Source organism: Aquincola agrisoli, assembly GCF_036621135.1.
Classification (GTDB): Bacteria; Pseudomonadota; Gammaproteobacteria; order Burkholderiales; family Burkholderiaceae_C; genus Aquincola; species Aquincola agrisoli.
Genome location: NZ_JAZIBG010000035.1, coordinates 1 through 17,708, shown reverse-complemented (window position 1 = coordinate 17,708; position 17,708 = coordinate 1). Strand labels below are relative to the sequence as shown.

Here is a 17,708-nt window from a genome sequence, read left to right as displayed (position 1 = left end):
ACCCCGCATGCCTTCGCGCCACGTCGCGCTGACGCTCGTCGCCGCCGCTGCCCTGGCGGCCTGCGGCGGCGGCAGCGACGGCAGTGCGGCCTCCGCGGCCGCTGCCGGCGAGGGCCAGGCCTTTGCGCTGGCGGTGGCGGACACGGCCGGCGCCTCGGTGGTCTCGCTCACCAAGGTCAGCGAGACACGCGTGGACCGCACGGTGTTCGACTACGTGTTCAAGGTCACCGTGCGCAACGGCGGCACCGCCCAGTCGGGCATCGTCGCCACGCTGGCCTCGGCCGGCCCGGGCACGACCGTCATCGACGGCCGCGTCGTGGTGGGCGACCTGGCCGCCAACGCCAGCGCCACGCCGGCCGACACGATCACGCTGCGGCAGGACCGCACGCGGGCCTTCGATCCGGCGGCGCTTGCCTGGCAGCTGGCCGGCACGCCGGTGCGCACCGTGGTGTTCGACCCGGCGCGCTGCGAGCCGCAGGCCGGCGCGCCCTACGGCCAGACCGTGGGCATCACCGGCACCAACATGATGGTGACCTCGGCCGACGTGAAGGCGTCGGCCGCGGGCTGCAGGATCCTCGCCGCGGGCGGCACCGCCAGCGACGCGGCCATCGCCGTGCAGGCGGTGCTGGGCGTGGTGGAGCCCTTCGCCTCCGGCCTGGCCGGCGGCGCGGTCATCACCTACTACGACGCGGCCGCCAAGAAGGTGCACACCTACGACGGGCTGGCCTCGTCGCCCGCCAACATCGGCGCGTCGACCACCACCTCGATCTACCAGATGGCGGTGGCCTCCGACCTGAACTGCCGCTCCGGCCAGCAGATCGGCGGCAGCCTCTCGGCGCAGCAGGGCAACACCAACATCTCGGGCCGCGCCACCGGCGTGCCGGGCACGCTGAAGGTGCTCGACCTGGTGCACAGCGCCCACGGCAAGCAGCCCTGGAACACGCTGTGGGACGACGCCATCGGCCTGGCCGCCAACGGCTTCCCGATGAGCAAGTACATGTACGACTCGCTCTACAGCGACGGCACCGAGTTCGACGACGAGACCGGGGACCCGCTGAACGCCGGTGGCGTGAAGGCCTGGTACAACAACGCCCGCGACCGCTGGGGCGCGGTGCGCTGCGCCTACAAGGACATCAAGGCCCGCTACTGCGACCCGACCGACCCGGCCGGCGAGAAGCCGATGCCGGTGGGCTCGACGCTGAAGAACCCTGAACTGGCCGCCACCATGGCGCTGGTGCGCGACGGCGGCGCCGCGGCCTTCTACGACCCGAGCGGCCCGATCGTCGCGACCATCCTGCAGCGCTTCGCCGACGACAAGTTCGTGCGCGGCACCACGACGAACAACTGCACCTCGATCCTGCCGTCCACCTACCGGCCCGACGGCACCACGTCGGCGGCCATCATCCCGGCCCGCATCCCGAGCCTGATGGCGGCCAGCGACTTCGCGAACTACAGCGCCGTCGAGCGCAAGCCCCTCACCGCGACGCGCTTCGGCATGACGATCCACACGCAGCCGGCGCCGCTGTTCGGCGGCGTGGTCACGCTGTACTCGCTGGGGCTGCTGGAGCGCAAGGGCGTGCAGGCCGAGGCCTTCAACTCGGCGGGCTACCTGTACCTCACCGGGGAGGCCAGCCGCCTGGCCAATGCCGACCGGCGCAACATCGTCGGCGATCCGGCGTTCTCCAACATCAACACGCGCGTCGACGCGCTGCTGAGCCCGGCCTACCTCGATGCACGCGCGGCGTTGATCAACGGCACGGCGCTGGGCACGGTCGCGGCCGGCACGGCGTCGCAGGGCATCCCCCCGTTCGTGGCGACCGATCCGTCGGTGTTCGATCCGATGGCCGCGCTGGGTGCGCCGGCCGGCAAGGCCGCGCCCGCCGGCCGCAGCGTGGCCTATGCCAAGGCCCCGGCCGCGGAGCAGACCGAGGACATGAACACCACCAGCAGCCTGGCCATCGTCGACGGCTACGGCAACGCGCTGGCGATGACGACCACGATCAACACGCACTGGGGCGCGCACATCGAGGCGGGCGGCATGATGCTGAACAACGCGATGTCGAACTTCTCGGCCAGCACGCCGGGCATCGACGTCAACGGCTACGCCGCCAACAAGCGGCCGCGCAGTTCCATCTCGCCGGCCATCGCGTTCGACGCGCAGGGCCGCGTCAAGCTGGTGTGGGGTTCGGCCGGCGGCGGGCCCATCCCCGACTACATCGTCAAGACCTTCCTCGGCAACGTGGTCTACGGCATGGACATCCAGGCCGCGATCAATGCCGACAACTGGTCGGGGCAGGCGCTGGGGTCGTCGGTGCTGCAGATCGAGTCCGGCAAGCCGGCCGCCGCGCTGGTGCCGGGCATGCGCAGCACCTACGGCTACACGGCCACCACGCTGGCGCCCGCGGGCCTGAAGAGCGGGCTGGCCGGCATCTCGGTCGAGTACGACGCCAACGGCTTCCCGCTCTACCGCGGCGCGGCCGACTACCGGCGCGCCGGCGGCGCAAACGGGTACTGACCGCGGCGGGCCAGGCGGCGCGCCCGGGCGGGCGCGCCGTTTGCCCGGCGGTGGCATTCCGTCCCCCCGGGACGCCACCGCCAGGAGCCCGCGATGCCCAGCACCGATTGGTCCGCCAAGCGCGAACGCCAGTACAAGCACATCAAGCAGAGCCTGCGCGAACGGGGCAAGCCTGTTCCCGTCGCGGAGGAGATCGCCGCGCGCACCGTCAACAAGGAGCGTGCGCAGCACGGCGAGTCGCGCACCGCCAGCCGCTCGTCGCTGAAGGACGTGTCGCCCGGCCACCGCGGCGGCAAGCGCTCGCACAGCGGCGAGGGCGGGCGCACCTACGCGCAGCTCTACAACGAGGCGAAGGCGAAGAACATCGCCGGCCGCTCGCGCATGAACAAGCAGCAGCTACTCGACGCGGTGGGCCGCTGAGCCGCCGGTCGCGGCGGGCGCCAGGCGCGGCACCGGCCCGCGGGCCCGCGTCGCCACGGCGCTGCCGGCCGGGCGCGAGGCCACGGCCGCGACGCGCAGCGCCGCCGGTGCATCCGCCAGGCCCCAGCCGTCGGTGGCCTGCATGAAGTCGAGGCAGCGCACTGACTCGCCACCCAGCCCGCGGGCCGTGAGCTGCTGCACCAGCCGCTCGGCCTCGGCGGCCGTGAGCGCCAGCGCCAGGCGCTGCCAGCGGCGCAGCACCAGCGGATCCGCCCAGGCCTGCTGCATCGCCTGTGCCATCGCGGCGCCGTTCCACGGCTGGCCGCCCGCCACGCGGCGCGACAGCAGCGTCGTCATGAACACGTGGAAGGCCGGCCGTGCGTGCGCGGGCACCAGCGCGGCCATCGGGGCCAGCAGCGGGAGTGCGTCGGCGCGGGTGAAAGGAAGGGTCAGCACCACCTGCAGCGCCTGGACCGGGTTGATCACCCGCACGCGGTTGGGCGGCAGCACGGCCAGCGGCAGCGCGGCGGCTTCGTCGTGCGACAGCGGCGTCGCGAAGCTCGCGAGCACCGCGAGGCGCCGCCACTGCTCGGCCGTGAGGCCGTCGATCGCCTCGGCCTCGCCGCCCTCGATGCGGTGCGCCTGCGCCAGCGCGGCGTGCCAATCGCGGCCGGCCCGCGCCGCCTGCGCACGGCGGCTCATCGCCACCAGGTTGCCCGCGGCATAGGCGGCCTGGGGGTTCAGACGCTCGATGACCGCGTCGCTCGGGTGGCCGGTGCCCTGCGTCAGGCGCTCGCCGGTCACGGGGCACTGCGCCGCGGCGATCTGCGACAGCAGGTGGGGCGTGACCTGGATGTCCTCGAACGCCGCACTGCGCAGCCAGGCCTGCAGGCGCAGTTCCAGCCATTGGTGCACCGGCGTGGTGGCGCGCCGAGTGCGGCGGCGGAACGCCGGCACGCCGGCATCCCAGCCCGCGCGCACCGGGTGGCCGAAGAGCATCTGGTCCGCCGGCGGCGTGAGCCCGTAGCGTGCATGGTCGCGGCCGATCTCGAAACCGGTGCGCTCGAACCGGGTGCTGAACGGGGAGGCGGCGCGGCCGGGCAGGGTGTCGGCAAACTCGAGCGCGAAAGCAAGGGCGGCTTGGGCCATGGACGGGCTCCGGAGAACGGCGCCGGGACGTCCCCGGCAGAGCCAGTGTGGCGCCTCGGTGGCTCATGGCGTGAGCCTGCGATAAGCTTCGAGCGATGGATCGCACCGAACGCTTCTACAAGATCGAACTGCTCATCCGCAACCGCCGCGCCGAACAGGGGCTGGTGAGCTTCACCGAGCTGATGGACGAGCTGGGCGTGTCGCGCGCCACGCTCAAGCGCGACCTGGAGTACCTGCGCAGCCGGATGGACGCGCCCATCGTCTACGACCGTTTCCACAACGGCTACCGCTTCGAGGCGCCGGCGCGCGGCGGCGCGGCCGAGGCCAGCCACGAGCTGCCGGGCGTGTGGTTCAGCGAGCGGGAGATCCATGCGCTGCTGACGATGCACCAGCTCATCCAGGGCCTGGACGAAGGCGGCGTGCTGGCGCGCCACCTGCAGCCGCTGCTCGACAAGCTGCACCGCATGCTCGGCACCAGCGAGAGCGACGCACGCGAGCTGATGAAGCGCATCCGCATCGCCAGCCCGGCGCGGCGCGCCGTCTCGCCGCGGCACTTCGAGCTGCTGGGCAGCGCGATCACGCTGCGGCGGCAGGCGGTGCTCGACTACTACGTGCGCACGCGGCAGCAGGCCTCGCAGCGCACCGTGTCGCCCCAGCGGCTGGTCTTCTACCGCAACACCTGGTACCTCGATGCGTGGTGCCATTCGAGCGACGGCCTGCGGCGCTTCGCGGTCGACGCGGTGCGCGACGCACGGCTGCTCGACACGCGCGCGAAGGACGTGGCGCTGAAGACGGTGGAGGCCGCGCTCGACGGCGGCTACGGTGTGTTCGGCGGCACGGCGCTGCGCCAGGCGACGCTGCTGTTCACGCCGGAGGCCGCCGAGTGGGTCGCGCACGAGCAGTGGCACCCGCAGCAGCGCGGCGAGCGCCTGGCCGACGGCAGCTACCGGCTCGAACTGCCCTACACCGACCCCACGGAGCTGGCCATGGACGTGCTGCGCCACGGCGGCGACGTGCAGGTGCTGGGCGACGACGTGCTGAAGGCGCGGGTGCGGCGGGCGCTGGAAGGGGCGGTGGCGGCGATGGGCGGGCGCATCGAGGGGGCGGCGTGACGCGAGCGCGTTGTCGAGATGGTGCTGGACGCCACGGGCGCAGCACGGGGTACGAACTCGCGTGATGCGCGCCCGGCTCAAGCCTGGGTGAGCAGCGCAGGCTGGCCCGTGCCCACGCCGTCCTTCCAGTATCGGAAGGTATTGGGCTGATCACCCTTTTGCCACTTGCTGAACCACTCCTCCCACATTTTGTTGATGTCGCCAGGAATCTGGTTGTGGCCGCGTCCGTAGGATTGGCCGAACACGAACACGGGTATGCCGCTGCGGTTCCAGGTGTAGGTTTTGTAGCGGTTGGCGGTGGCCGTCGGTTTGACGATCAGGCTGATGGGCGTGTTTTGCGGCACCTCGCTGCCCGCCAGGCCATCCATCAGCGAATAAGTGGGTGAAGCCAGCTCGGCGGCGAGCGTCCGGCCGATGAGCCGGTTCAGCCAATAATCCTGCATGGCCGCCGTCCGGTCGGATTGGTTGTTCGTCGAACCGCGCCAATCCCCGGCGCCAACCGGTCCGAGTTTCATCGGCCAGTAGTCGTATTCGCCGTAGATCACATACAGCGGCAGCAGCGCGGTGGAGGCAGCGGCCGCCGGGTTGCTGAAGGTGCCCGAGGTATGGCCGAACGCCGCGAAGGTATTCACCAGGGTCGCATCCCGCGCGAAATTGGTGACCGCGCCGCCGCCCGCCGATTGGCCATAGACGTACAGGCGCGTATCGTCCGCCGCCACGCCGAGGGCGAGGCAATCCTGCTTGACCATCCCGACCAGGTCGGTGAGGTAGGCGGTGGTGGTCGTGTCATACGTGACGGCGATGAAGCCGTACTTTTCGGCGGCCTCCTTGATATCAGTGGCTTCCATGAACACAAATGCCGTCTGGCCCGCGCCGTGCGTGCAGAACAATACCGGCGCCGGCTTGGCGGCGCTGTAGTTCTTCTTGACGATTTCAGGTACGTAGACAATATAGGTCTGCTGCGTTGTGCTGCCGCTCCACACATGATTCTTGACGATCATGTTGCCGCTGGCGATGGCCGCCTTGTAATCCAGGCGCTTCGTGATGAAGTGGCCGTAGACCGAGTTGTTGTCGTAGCCGCTGTATTGCGAGAGGAAGCGGTAGATCTTGTTCGTCAGCGAGGCGTCGTCCAGCTTCACCGAGCCCGACTTCACCGCCACCTGCGACCGCACCGCACTCGACGCCGTCGCGATGGCGTTGGAGACCTCCTTGTCCTGCCAGTAGATCTGGCCGTAGTCCTTGTCGGCGACGGGCAGGATGCCGGCATCGTTCACGCCGGCCCAGTACGACAGCAGCGACGGTGCGGTGTTGCCCACGAACCAGGTCGGGATGGGAACGTCCCGATACGACTGCGCCGCGAATGTGCGCCGCTGGGTGACGGGATTGCCGTTGATATCGAGGTAACCCGCGAAGTCCATGTGGTTGGGCTGCGCGGTGGCGCCCACCTGCGTGTTGCCGGCTGCGGCCAGCAAGGCGTTGTAGGCCGCATCCGCGGCCGCGTCGACATACACTTGGCTGATCATCGACAACGGGGTTTTGGCGGCATACAACTGCAGGGCAGCCGCGCCGGCGCCATAACCCACCACATAGTGGTAGGTCAGCGCGGAGTAATGGGTGCCACTGCTGACCAAGGTGCCCATGGCCGCGGTGACGTAGGCCAGTTCGGCCGTCACCTCGCCCCAGCTGCCGCTGCTGCCCGGCTTCATCACCAGCAGGCAGGCCGAGTTTTCATCGGCGATATCGAACCACCCTGCGTCGCCGAGGAACTGGTTGCTCTGCACGCCGTTGGGCAGGGTGATGCCGATCCAGAATTCCCGCTGCCGGGCGCCCGGCGGAATATAGACCTCGATTTCGCGGTCTGCGCCCCCCGCGGCCACCGACCAGGTGAAATAGCCGTTCTTGCGCTGGTAACTGCCGATGGTGGCAGGCTGGGCCGCCGTATCGGCAATGGGCGTGGCGGTTGGATACACGTTGGGTTCATCACCGCCCCCACCACCGCCGAAGCAGCCTGCCAGCGGCAGCGCCGAAAACAGCACCGCCTGCGCGCCCAGCCACTTGCCCAGGTCACGCCGTTGGAATTTCATCGCCTGCGCAGGGGCCTGCTGATCATCGAATGCCTTTGCCATGGGTTCTCCGCGTCTTGACCATTCAAAGCGTTGCGCCACCGTCGGGTGACGCGGCGCAACATCGCCGTGAGTTAACCGGTTAGTACATTCAATGATCTTAGGTGGCCGGGAGCAGGCCATTCATAGGGCATTCACCTAAATACGATTTTTGTGGCGGGCTGTCGAAACTGATATTTGAGTATGTGCAAAACGGCAAGCAGATTTTGTTTTGCCGTTATTGCGGCCGCGCCAGGTTCCACACGCGGTGGATCGGCCCCTCCTGCTGCGAGCCCCGCAGGCGATCGGCCGCGAGGCTGCCGTGCTGGTCGAAGGTGACGCCCACCGACGTGGGCATCGGCGTGCCGAGGCAGGTGCGCAGCGTGGCGGGCCACATCGCGTTCAGCTGCAGGTGGTAGCGGCCGGTGATCTCGTCGACTTCCAGGTCGGTGAAGCCGGCGGCCGGCCCCAGCTCGGCGCTGGCGGGCGACGGCACGAGGCCGCAGGCGCCGCTCTCGATGTGCAGCGTGACGCGGCCCTGTGCGCGGTAGTAGCGCACCGATTCGCTGCTGCGCGACGGATCGAGCACCCAGCGTGTGTCGGCGTCGTAGTAGTAGCCGATGCCGTCGGCGCTGTTGCTCAGCGTCATTGGTCCGACCCAGGCGTCTTCGGTGATGCGCACCCGCGCCGAGACGGCCATGCGGCGGCCGCTGGCGGTGTGCACGCTCTCGAAGCGCAGCGTCACCGGGTTGGTGGCCGGCACCGTGGCGGGCGCGCGGTACACCACGCCCGATGCGCCGGCCGCCGTCAACATGCCCAGCGCCGGATCGGGCGTGGTGCTGCCTTCGAGCAGCCAGCGGCGCTGGTAGCCGGCCTTGTTGTTCGTGATCGGCAGATCACGCCGCACGAGGCCGATGCCGGGCACGCAGAGGGGGCCCGGGTCCATGTCGCACGCGTCCTCGCGCACGTCCCAGGCCGCGACGGGCTGCAGCAGCACGCTGCCCAGCACCCGCACGCCGGCCTCGCGCGGCAGCAGCTTGACGCCGACGAAGCGCACGAGCTGGATCACCACCCGTGCCGGCGAGGCGGCTGCTGCGGCGCGTGCGCGCGGCGACGACGGCGCGGCCGTCATGTCCGCAGGCGGCACCAGCCCCGGCGGAATCACGGCCGTCAACCGCCGCGCGGCGCGATCGTGGTTCCACGCCGCCAGCATCCACCAGCTGCCGTCGGCCTGGCGGACCGCGAGGCGCTGGTGCTCCACCGCGTCGGCATCCTCGTCGGCGCCATAGGCGATGGCCACCGTCATGGCCTGCTGCGGGCGCTGGTCGAGTTCGATGGCCCACGCCGGGCCGATGCCGTCGGCCAAGGGGTTGGCGTGCGGCGTCAGCGTGGCGGTGCCGGCAGCCGCGAAGGTGCCGGCCTCGAAGCGCAGCGTGGCCTCGCCGGCCGCGGCTTCGCCCGCCTGGGCGCCGATGGCGCGCGCCTGCGCCGGACCTTGCGCGGCGCCCCAGTCGGCGACCAGGGCCTCCTCGCGGCCGGTGGTGGCCGTGGCCTCGGCGAGCACCGCCCCGGCCGCGTCGCGCAGCCGGTAGCGGTAGGGGGTGGCGGCGGCGAGGCCGGTGTCGACGACGGCGCCGGCGGCCGCCGTGACGGGTATGACGGCCTGCGCCGCGGCGTCGCCGTCGCGCAGGCGTTCGAGCGTCCACGGCCCGGTGCCGGTGGCGTCCTGCCACTGCACGAGCGCGGTGGCGGCAGTGCCGCTGCTGGCGACCAGCGCAGGTGCGGCCGGGGCGGCAGGGCCGGTGGGCGGCGCGCCCGGCTCGCCGGCGGGGGCGCCGCCGGGCGAGCCGGCATCAGCGCCGCCCCCGCCGCCGCAAGCGGTGAGCAGGGCGGCCGTGGCCAACGTGAGCACGGCCGCCATCGGCCGCGGGCAGCGCAGGGGAATCATCGTGTCCTCGGCGCAGCAGGCCACCAGCAACGGCGCCCGGCGCCGCGAAGGGGAGCCCATGGGCCGGTGGGCCATGGCGGGAAGGGGGAAGCGTGGCATCGGACGGCAAACGGCAGGGCGCACCGGGGTGCGAAGACCGTCACTGTCCGCGGGCGGGGCGGGGTGCCGCATCACCCGCTCGGGCCATCGGCGGGCCATGGCCCGCCTGCCGGCCGCCGCGGAGGGCGGCCCTCAGCGCCGCGGCTGCAGCCAGCGCGCGGCGGCCTGCGTGCGCGTTTGCACGCCGAGCTTGTCCAGCAGGTTCGCGACGTGGCGCTTGACCGTGTGCGGGCTGATCGACATCGCCCGGGCGATCAGCTTGTTGCTCTGCCCGTCGGCCAGCAGCGCGAGCACCTCGCGCTCGCGGTCGGACAGGCTGGCCAGCCCCCGGTCGACCGCCGGCGGCTGCACGGCGGACGGGGCCCAGGCCAGCCAGCGGGCGTGCAGGCGCTCGGCCGCGGCCCGGGCGCGAGCAGACAGGCCGGCGGATGCGCCGTCGGCCGCGCACTCGGGTGCCGGCGCCGCGGCCCAGGCGGCCCACAACCGCTCGACCCGCGCCCGCGGCTCCATCAGCAGCGGGCCGAGCGCGTCTTCGGCCGCCGCGTCGGCCAGCGCGGCATCGAACGCGGCCAGCGCGCCGGCCTCGTCGCCCGACTGCTGCAGCGCGAACGCGAGCGGCAGCCGCGGATCGCCGAAGAACACCGGCAGCCGGTGCGTGCGGTGGCGCTCGGCCGCGCCGCGCAGCAGCGGCAGTGCCCGCTCGGCCTGCCCGGCCAGCAGCGCCGCCTGGCCCTGCACCAGCAGGGCGGCGACGTCGAGCACCGGCCACTCCTGCGGGCCGTGCGCCGGGCGCAGGCGCGGCAGCAGCGCCGCGAGGCCGGCGGCGTCCTGTGCGATCCAGTGCACGCGGGCCAGCACATGCTGGTGGCTGCGCAGCCAGCCGGGGCGCTGGCCGGCGGCCTCGGGCGCGTCGAAGGCCTCGACCGCCGCCTGCGCGGCGGCCTTGGCGAGGGCCGGCTCGCCGGCCGCGGCCTGCTGCAGCGCCGTGAGGTGCTGTGCGCTCGTCACCAGCACGCGCTTGCCCGGTGCCTGACGCTGCAGGTGCTGCAGCTCGTGCAGCAGGGGCTTGAACGGCGACGGCTCGCCATGCCAGAAGGCGAGCCAGGCGGCCAGCGCCGGCATGCGCAGCTCGCGCGCATCGCCCGGCTGCGGCTGCCCGAGCGCGATCAGCTCGCGCAGCGGCCCCGCGGTGCCGGGCAGGCCGACGAGGTGCCCGTAGCCCATGTCGGCGACGTTCGGGAAGCGGGTGGCCGGCGCGCGGCGCACGTTCTGCGCCATTGCCGCGATCGCCGGGGTGATCTCGTCGAGCGCGCCGGTCGCGAGGCCCACCCAGGCCCGCAGCGAATCGAACGGCACCTGCAGCGCCGGCGGCAGCGGCCAGCCCCGCGCCTGCGCAAGCGCGGCGGTGGATTCGGCCAGCTCGCCCATGCCGTTGTGGCAGGCGCCGAGCATGCTCAGCACCTCGACCGCGTGCTCCTCGTCGCCGGCGGCCCGATAGGCCTCGACCGCGGGCCGGAAGCGATCGCGCGCGCCCGGCCAATCCCAGGCCGACCAGGCGCACAGGCCCTGCAGGTGCAGCGCCGCCGCGTGCGAGGCGCGCAGCTCGTCGGGCAGCTGCGCGAGCCAGCGCTCCACCAGCGCGCGGCCGCCGGCGGCCAGCAGCGCCGGGGCGGCGCGGTGCATGGCGGCGAGCGCGTCGTCCCAGCGGCCGGCGCGCAACCAGTGGTGCACCGCGCGCTCGGGCGTGTCGACCGCCGCCGCCGCGCGGGCGTGCAGCGTGGCGGCGAGGCCGGGCGCGCGGCGGTCCAGCTCGCTGCGCAGGAAATCGAGGAACAGGTCGTGGAAGCGCAGCGCGGCGGGCGCGGGCGAGGTGTCGTCGAGCGCGGTGAGGAAGAGGTGGCGGCGGTACAGCGCATCGAGCACGGCCGGCGTATCGGCGCGGCCGGCCACCGCGGCGCAGGCGGCGGGCGTCAGCTCGTCGAGCACCGCGCAGCGCAGCACGAACTGCCGCAGGTCGTCGGGCAGCTCGGCCAGCACCTCGCTCGCGAAGAACTCGAACAGATGCCGCTGCGCCGCCGTGCCCGCGCCGAGCGCGCCCGCCGGCAGCGGCGTGAGCGCCGCCCCGCGCCCTGCATGCGCGCCCGCCAGCAGCTGCAGCCCCGCGGCCCAGCCGCCGGTGCGCGCGAGCACGGCCTGCAGCCCCTCGGCCGGCAGGGCCTCGACGCCGCGGGCGGCCAGCATGGCGCGCGCGGCCTCGGCGTCGAACTGCAGATCGGCGGCGAGCAGCTCGGCCAGCTCGCCGCGGGCGCGGCGCCGCGCCAGCGCGAGCGCCGGCTCGGTGCGGCTGCCGACCACGAGGCCGATCTCGGGCGGCAGGCGCTCCAGCAGCGCATCGAGCAGCGCGAGCGCGCCTGCATCGGTGACGCGGTGCAGGTCGTCGATGAACAGCCACGCCCGCTCGCCGCCATAACTGGCCAGCGCGTTCAGCACCGGCACCAGGGCCGCACGGGCGGCCGCGCCGTCGCCCTGCACCTGGCTCAGCACCGCCTCGGGCTCGACCGGCCATTCCAGCGGCCAGGGGCGCAGCGCGGCCAGGACGGCGGCGAGCAGGCGGTTGGCATCGTTGTCGTCGGCATCGACGGTGAGCCAGGCGATGTGGTGGCCGCGCGGCTGCGCGGCCGCCAGGCGCTCGGCGAGCTGGGCCAGCAGCGTCGTCTTGCCGAAGCCCGCGGGGGCTTGCACGAGCAGCAGCCGGGCATCGAGCGCACCGGCTTCGGCGCGGGTGAGCAGGGCGCTGCGCGCGACGACGTCGCGGCGCAGGCGGGGTGGGCGGAATTTGGGGGTGGGGCGGGCGGCGGGCATCGCTAGGCGATTTTGGATGGCCTGGGCCCCAGGCCGTTGAGGCTGCCTTCGAGGTGGCTGCCCACAACAGGTCAGACCGGCGGCTGGCGAACTCGACAACCCTGGCGTATTTCCTCGAGAGAGGTCTCCGCACCCGATGGCTTACCCCGGGCCTCCCCGAGAGTTAAGGACTGCAGTACGGCAAACGGCCCATCACGCTGACTCTGCTCCCGCAAGCGCTCGATACTAGTCTCAAGCGTCCCAGGCGTCGTGCTGCCAAAGACGGCGAAGCCGAACGCGTTTCCGAAGCGCGCCTGAACGACGAATACATTCTTGTTTGGCGAGATTGATAGCTTGTACTCGAACTGGTCATTCAAGAACTTGCCGCCACGCAGTAATGGCGGGGCGTCACCCGACAACTCCTTCAGCAGATCGAAGACGGTGTATTTGCCATCTCGCATAAAATCGGCATTGGTGAACCAGTTGAGTAGTAGGCAGCCATCGTTTGGGAACGAGAAGCCTGCCTCCCGGTAGAAGATACCTTTGGCCAGTTTTCGGGCAAAGATGCAGACTGCTCGATGAAACTCCTCTGGCACTTTCAAAGGGCCAGCTTCCTGATGCGTCCGGCCGTCCTTTGGTGTGATGCCTAGTTCGCGGTTCTGGCGACGGGCCTCACTTGCTGTGGGCATCATCTTCTCGAAGAGGCCAGGGAACTGCTTGTTCACGGCGCGCATAAGCCCTACCTGCTTACCGTCTTTGTCGCCCTTCTCTTCGAATGGATCTATGCGCGCGAGCATCGCCACAAGCAAGTCTTCATTGTCCGTGCCGAGGTTACAGTTCTCGCAGGCAGGAAACTCAAACCCTTCGGGCCATTCGCGAAACTGGAACATTGCCCTTGGCGGACAATGCTCGATAGTCTTGGCGTCCGCATTGCCGCCACAGAAGGCGCACTTGGGGTGTTCTGAGAGGAACTTCTTGCGATACCGAGTGGCGGCACCCATGGTTGTGCGGAGACCTAACGAATGAAAGGGATATCCCCGTCCCGATAACGACGCTGCAGGTTTGACCCGAAGCGGCGACTGGTACCGAGTGAATGGTTAGGCGTCATCCCGCACTGTTTTCCGACTGTGTTTTGATTGGATTGCCATCGAGAGGCTTGATGATTAAATCTCTTGCTAGTTCGTCGGCACGCATCGTACCTCGCACACCAAACATGGATTGTGGTTGACTGACGAGAAGGCTATCTCCCATCTGTGGACGCCCGAACGAACTCTCCCACGAGTATGTGCGGCCGGAGTGCGCTGTTCCTGAGCGCCAACGATAGAGTTGACTGCTCACATCCTTAATCTTGTCTTCGGGAAGAACTAGGCGAAGAGCTGCCCTGAAGCGTTGAGCACTGCTACTGGTCCGTTCTCTTCCGCAGGTTGGGCACTGTTCGCCTTTTGGTTGGGCGATGAGTAATTTGCCGACCTCTTCAATAGCCGCCACAAATCCCACTAGCGAGAACGAAGGATGACTGTCTCGCAGCGACGCCGCTTGGTAGTACGCCTCGATGGGCGCGCCGACCGACTCGTCATTCAGGCTGTGTTTCCACATGCGAGTCAGCCGGTCCGCATCGATAGCCTCGCACGCTTGGGCGGGCAGCCCAGATTCGTCATAGGTATTCTCCTTCTTCTCAAGACCAAGAGGTGTGCTCTCGGGAAATTGAATGGGTCCCCATTCCGCTGGCCGTGGGGACTCCTTTAGCGCCCAATGAACGCCAGTCTCGACGGTCAGTACAGCGCATAGACGATGCAGTTGCCTTAGTGCGTTGAAATCGGCACTTTGCCAGTGGTGCCCTCGAGAAGTGCCGTGGACTTCGAGTGGCACCCATTTGTACGAGGACCAAGAGCAAAGAGACGAGTGGGCCCGACGCTCCTCATAGGAGAATCCGCAGGACTGAAGATTTATGTCACCTAGGTCTAGATGTATGTCGTCGAATCTTGGAGTCTGGACTTGTTCTCTACTGCTTGGGCCAATTGCGGCAAGCCAAGCATGTGTTGGATGTCCAATCGACTTCAATCGCTCCGCGTACGCGACCGCTTCGATCCACGGCTTCAGGTTGTCATCGGCAGGCGAGCCTTCGGTGCCCATAACGAACGCGAATAGTGAACTTTCGTAGTAGACCAGTCCGAGTCTTGTCGCCAATTTGCCGTCTGCGGTGTCGTATGCAGCCATGGACTTCAGGGGCATCTTCTCGAACGTAAGGGCTTGGCCGCGATGCCCACTTACCCCGTACGTGTCTGAGAGGAACTTGAATACGTTCGCCACAAGCGCATCGGCGTCTACTGCCGGATCAACGTCCAATGGTTCCCATCGCACCGGACAAACCCACGTTGCATACCTATCCTCCGGCGAATGCCCTTTTAGTTCGAGCACGTAGCTAGCCAAGCGCAAGATCTGCTCTCGCTTCCCAGGGTCCGCTGGTAGGTTGAAGACCTGAGCTGTAGCCATTTATAGGGTCGTTTGCATGGTACGATAGTTGAGTATGACGCCTAACTAAATTTGGACAACCGCTTGGTCGCCGGTCTCTGCGGCCTGACGAATGAAAGGGACATCCCCGTCCCGATAACGCCGCTGCAGGTTTGACCTGAAGCGTCGGCCGGCACCGAGTGCCACGATGGGGTTGCGCAATCTCATCGTCGTTTTCATCGGAAGGGGATGTCCATGAACATTCTGACCTTGGGTATCGATCTGGCGAAGAACGTGTTTGCCCTGCATGGCGTGGATGAATGCGGCAAGCCCGCGCTGGTGCGCCCCTGCGGTGCGTCGGGACCAGTTGCTGGAACTGGTCGCCAAGCTGCCGCCGTGCACCATCGGCATGGAAGCCTGTTCCGGCGCGCACCACTGGGCCCGGCAGTTTTCTCGCTTCGGCCACACCGTACGGTTGATGGCGCCGAAGTTCGTCGCGCCGTGCCGCATGAGCGGGCGCCGCGGCAAGAACGACGCGGCCGATGCCGCGGCGATTGCGAAGCCGTGCAGCGCCCGGCGATGCGCTTCGTGCCGGTCAAGAACGAACTGTCCCAGGCCCGGCTGGCCGTGCATGTCGCGCGCCAGGGCTGGGTGCAGGCCCGCACGGCGTGCATCAACCGGCTGCGCGGCCTGCTCAGCGAATTCGGCATCGTGCTGCCGCTGAAGGCGCAGACCGTGCGGCGCCAAGCCGCCGAGCACCTGGAGCGCTTGCCCGGCTGGGTGCGCACCGTCGGCGCCGATCTGCTGGACGAACTGCGCCGGCTCGACGAGCGCATCGACGCCTACGACGGCCATGTTCGGCTGATCGCCCAAGCGGAGGATCGGTCGCAGCGGCTGATGCAGGTGCCCGGCATCGGCCCCACCACCGCCAGTGCGCTGCTGGCCCACATCGGCCACGGCCACGACTTTGCCAACGGGCGGCAATTCGCCGCTTGGCTCGGCCTGGTACCCGGGCAATAAAGCTCGGGCGGCAAGCCACGGCTGGGACGGATCACCAAAGCCGGCGACAGCTACTTGCGAACCCTGCTGATCCTGGGTGCCCGTGCCGTGCTGGCGGCGGCCAATGACAAGCATGACCGCCTGAGCCGCTGGGCGACACAGTTGGCCGAGCGGCGCGGGTACTGGAAAGCCGTGGTCGCCATCGCGGCGAAGAACGCGCGCATGGCCTGGGCGATGCTGGCCAAGGGCGAAGATTTCAAACCGCCTGCAGCGGCGTAAACCACGCGAGCCCCGACGATTCACCCTCCTACCAGGAGGCTGCGCCCCGGACATCGAAATTGCCACCGCGAGATGACTGCGTTGATGGACAAGGTTGGACCTGCGTGGGGAGTACTCGGTTAATTCAAGGCGGCGTCATCGACAACCGCGGCTAACGATGGGAGCCCCCGCGCGCGTCTTTCATCAGGGCCAGCAGCACAAATCGCTGTAACAAAGGCCGGCTGTAGTTTTGCAGTCCGCATCCTTGTTCTTCTTCTTGCGCTGCTGTCGTGGTGGCCGGAATACCGATCTCAATTCCAAGATGAATCGCGCCGCGATTCATCTTGGCTGGGTATTGCTTGACGAATGGGGATGCCCTTGTAGAATGAATTCACCGGCTGCCGGAGGCGGTCCGATGGAATGATGGGTTGGGCATCAATGGCTGATTCAAAAATATACGAATGTTCTTAATCCCAGATTGTCACCAGTTCTGAGATTTTGGTAGCAATCACCAGCATCGAATCTTCCGAAGTGTCCAACCCACTCCTGGACGCTAGCATGGGGCTAACCTCACGGAGGGCTGCGTACGTTGTGCCATGAACGATTGGAACCAGCCGGCTGCCCTGCAGAAGTGTCGATAGCTCTTTGTCCGCAACGCCCTCCTTCGGGAGGCGTGTGAGAAGCGCGGGAGTCACCAAAACGAGCCCGATTTTGGAAGCCGCTAAACCCTTATCGATTGCACGCATCATCGGTACGCCAAGCCCGAGGTCCTTTTCGCTGAACCACACTTTCACTCCAGCAGCCTCAAGGAGATCGTGCAATTGCTTCGCTGCACCCTGGCGATCATCCCAGGCGTGACAAAGAAAACAATCTCGAAGATCTGGCTTTGCTGCTACTTGAGCCTCAACAGCCGCGCGGACTGGTGTGAGAGATACCACCTGAGTGGGCGTGTATGACACTGTCGAACCGGCGCGAGACCAGCGCGGCCTCGAACTCCCACTGCTGATAGATCGCCCACCACCGCCGCCGCCGCCGCCGCCGCCGCCGCTGCTGTAGCTACTGCCGCCTGACGAGTATGACGAGCCGTAGCCGCCACCGTAACCATAACTGCTGCGATAGCCGCCGGAGCGATAGCGACACGCAGGGCAGTTTGCCGCAGCGCTGGACGTGCGATGCCCATTCACTGGAGCCGTGCATTGAGCCATGTCTCTTTGACCTTTCGTTCAACTAGCGGTGGATATTTGTTGCCCAACGTTTGACATGAGCGCCGGCTGGAAGCACGCGAAGCTTGATGGAAGGGTTGAGCGTCACGTGGCTGAACTATTAGAAGAGGCGACTGAAGACGGCTGGTACGCCGAACCACAGAATGGCGAAACCAAGACACAACGAAAGGAACCTGAGTGAGGCCACCAAGCCGCTTCTAACGCCACGCGTGACAAAGAGATAGGGAAAGACGGCAAAAAAGAAGACGAGAAACCACGCTGCGGTGAAACCAAGCGCAACGTTGCGGGACTTGCCGTGAGACGGAGCATCGCGCAGCGCCCAGGACGAGAAGACCGCTACAAGGCCGCTACCCCAAACCACGGAGACAACGGTTGAATGGAGTTCTGAACCTGGCAGTGCGCCCAACGCGAATAGCGCCACCGCGACGAGTGGCAACGCGATTAGCCAGCCGAGCGCAGCAGCGATGTGGCGAGTAGTGTTGCTCATGACGCCCAACGTGCGAATTCAGCGGACCAGCCAGCATAGCTGGCGCAGGTCCGCTGCAATGTAGGGTTGGGCATCACGATGCCGACTCCCTCGGCCGTTGATGG

The 17,708-nt window shown here is 68.5% G+C and carries 12 protein-coding genes and 1 pseudogene; 4 read left to right on the top strand and 9 right to left on the bottom strand.

Annotated features, from left to right (window positions below; all coding sequences use genetic code 11):
* The first annotated feature begins 7 nt into the window (after positions 1 to 7).
* Together V4F39_RS16525 and V4F39_RS16520 are read left to right on the top strand one after the other, a co-directional pair.
* On the top strand, positions 8 to 2,515 hold the full coding sequence (locus V4F39_RS16525) for a gamma-glutamyltransferase family protein (protein WP_332290807.1): 2,508 nt from the start codon (positions 8 to 10) through the stop codon (positions 2,513 to 2,515).
* Between the two features lie 93 nt (positions 2,516 to 2,608).
* On the top strand, positions 2,609 to 2,935 hold the full coding sequence (locus V4F39_RS16520) for a plasmid stabilization protein (RefSeq protein ID WP_332290806.1): 327 nt from the start codon (positions 2,609 to 2,611) through the stop codon (positions 2,933 to 2,935).
* Here V4F39_RS16520 and V4F39_RS16515 read toward each other — a convergent pair.
* The gene (locus V4F39_RS16515; RefSeq protein WP_332290805.1) at positions 2,912 to 4,084 is read right to left on the bottom strand and encodes a hypothetical protein; all 1,173 of its coding nucleotides are present in this window, start codon (positions 4,082 to 4,084) and stop codon (positions 2,912 to 2,914) included. The two genes, V4F39_RS16520 and V4F39_RS16515, sit on opposite strands and share 24 nt — an antisense overlap.
* Positions 4,085 to 4,179: 95 nt before the next feature.
* Here V4F39_RS16515 and V4F39_RS16510 point away from each other — a divergent pair, with 95 nt between their 5' ends.
* On the top strand, positions 4,180 to 5,196 hold the full coding sequence (locus tag V4F39_RS16510; protein ID WP_332290804.1) for a helix-turn-helix transcriptional regulator: 1,017 nt from the start codon (positions 4,180 to 4,182) through the stop codon (positions 5,194 to 5,196).
* Positions 5,197 to 5,273: 77 nt separating this feature from the next.
* Here the strand turns inward: V4F39_RS16510 and V4F39_RS16505 are convergent, their stop codons facing one another.
* From V4F39_RS16505 to V4F39_RS16485, 5 genes are all read right to left on the bottom strand, one after another.
* Positions 5,274 to 7,322, bottom strand: coding sequence for an alpha/beta hydrolase family protein (locus V4F39_RS16505; protein ID WP_332290803.1), 2,049 nt, complete (start codon positions 7,320 to 7,322; stop codon positions 5,274 to 5,276).
* Between the two features lie 214 nt (positions 7,323 to 7,536).
* Positions 7,537 to 9,321 (bottom strand): hypothetical protein, encoded by a 1,785-nt coding sequence (locus tag V4F39_RS16500; protein ID WP_332290802.1) that lies wholly within the window; start codon positions 9,319 to 9,321, stop codon positions 7,537 to 7,539.
* Positions 9,322 to 9,477: 156 nt separating this feature from the next.
* On the bottom strand, positions 9,478 to 12,207 hold the full coding sequence (locus V4F39_RS16495; protein ID WP_332290801.1) for a winged helix-turn-helix domain-containing protein: 2,730 nt from the start codon (positions 12,205 to 12,207) through the stop codon (positions 9,478 to 9,480).
* Between the two features lie 71 nt (positions 12,208 to 12,278).
* On the bottom strand, positions 12,279 to 13,187 hold the full coding sequence (locus tag V4F39_RS16490) for a hypothetical protein (protein ID WP_332290799.1): 909 nt from the start codon (positions 13,185 to 13,187) through the stop codon (positions 12,279 to 12,281).
* A 103-nt stretch (positions 13,188 to 13,290) separates the two neighbouring features.
* A complete protein-coding gene (locus tag V4F39_RS16485; protein WP_332290798.1) occupies positions 13,291 to 14,418 on the bottom strand; it encodes a hypothetical protein in 1,128 nt (375 codons plus the stop codon).
* 474 nt (positions 14,419 to 14,892) lie between these two features.
* Here V4F39_RS16485 and V4F39_RS16480 point away from each other — a divergent pair.
* Positions 14,893 to 15,915: pseudogene (locus tag V4F39_RS16480) on the top strand (IS110 family RNA-guided transposase).
* Between the two features lie 151 nt (positions 15,916 to 16,066).
* On the opposite strand, the gene V4F39_RS16475 reads toward V4F39_RS16480, so the two are convergent.
* The 3 genes from V4F39_RS16475 to V4F39_RS16465 form a co-directional block, all read right to left on the bottom strand.
* The gene (locus V4F39_RS16475) at positions 16,067 to 16,237 is read right to left on the bottom strand and encodes a hypothetical protein (RefSeq protein ID WP_332290797.1); all 171 of its coding nucleotides are present in this window, start codon (positions 16,235 to 16,237) and stop codon (positions 16,067 to 16,069) included.
* 124 nt (positions 16,238 to 16,361) lie between these two features.
* Entirely contained in the window at positions 16,362 to 17,099 is a 738-nt protein-coding gene (locus V4F39_RS16470; protein ID WP_332290796.1) for a toll/interleukin-1 receptor domain-containing protein, read from the bottom strand.
* Between the two features lie 118 nt (positions 17,100 to 17,217).
* Entirely contained in the window at positions 17,218 to 17,604 is a 387-nt protein-coding gene (locus tag V4F39_RS16465) for a hypothetical protein (protein ID WP_332290795.1), read from the bottom strand.
* Between the last annotated feature and the right edge of the window lie 104 nt (positions 17,605 to 17,708).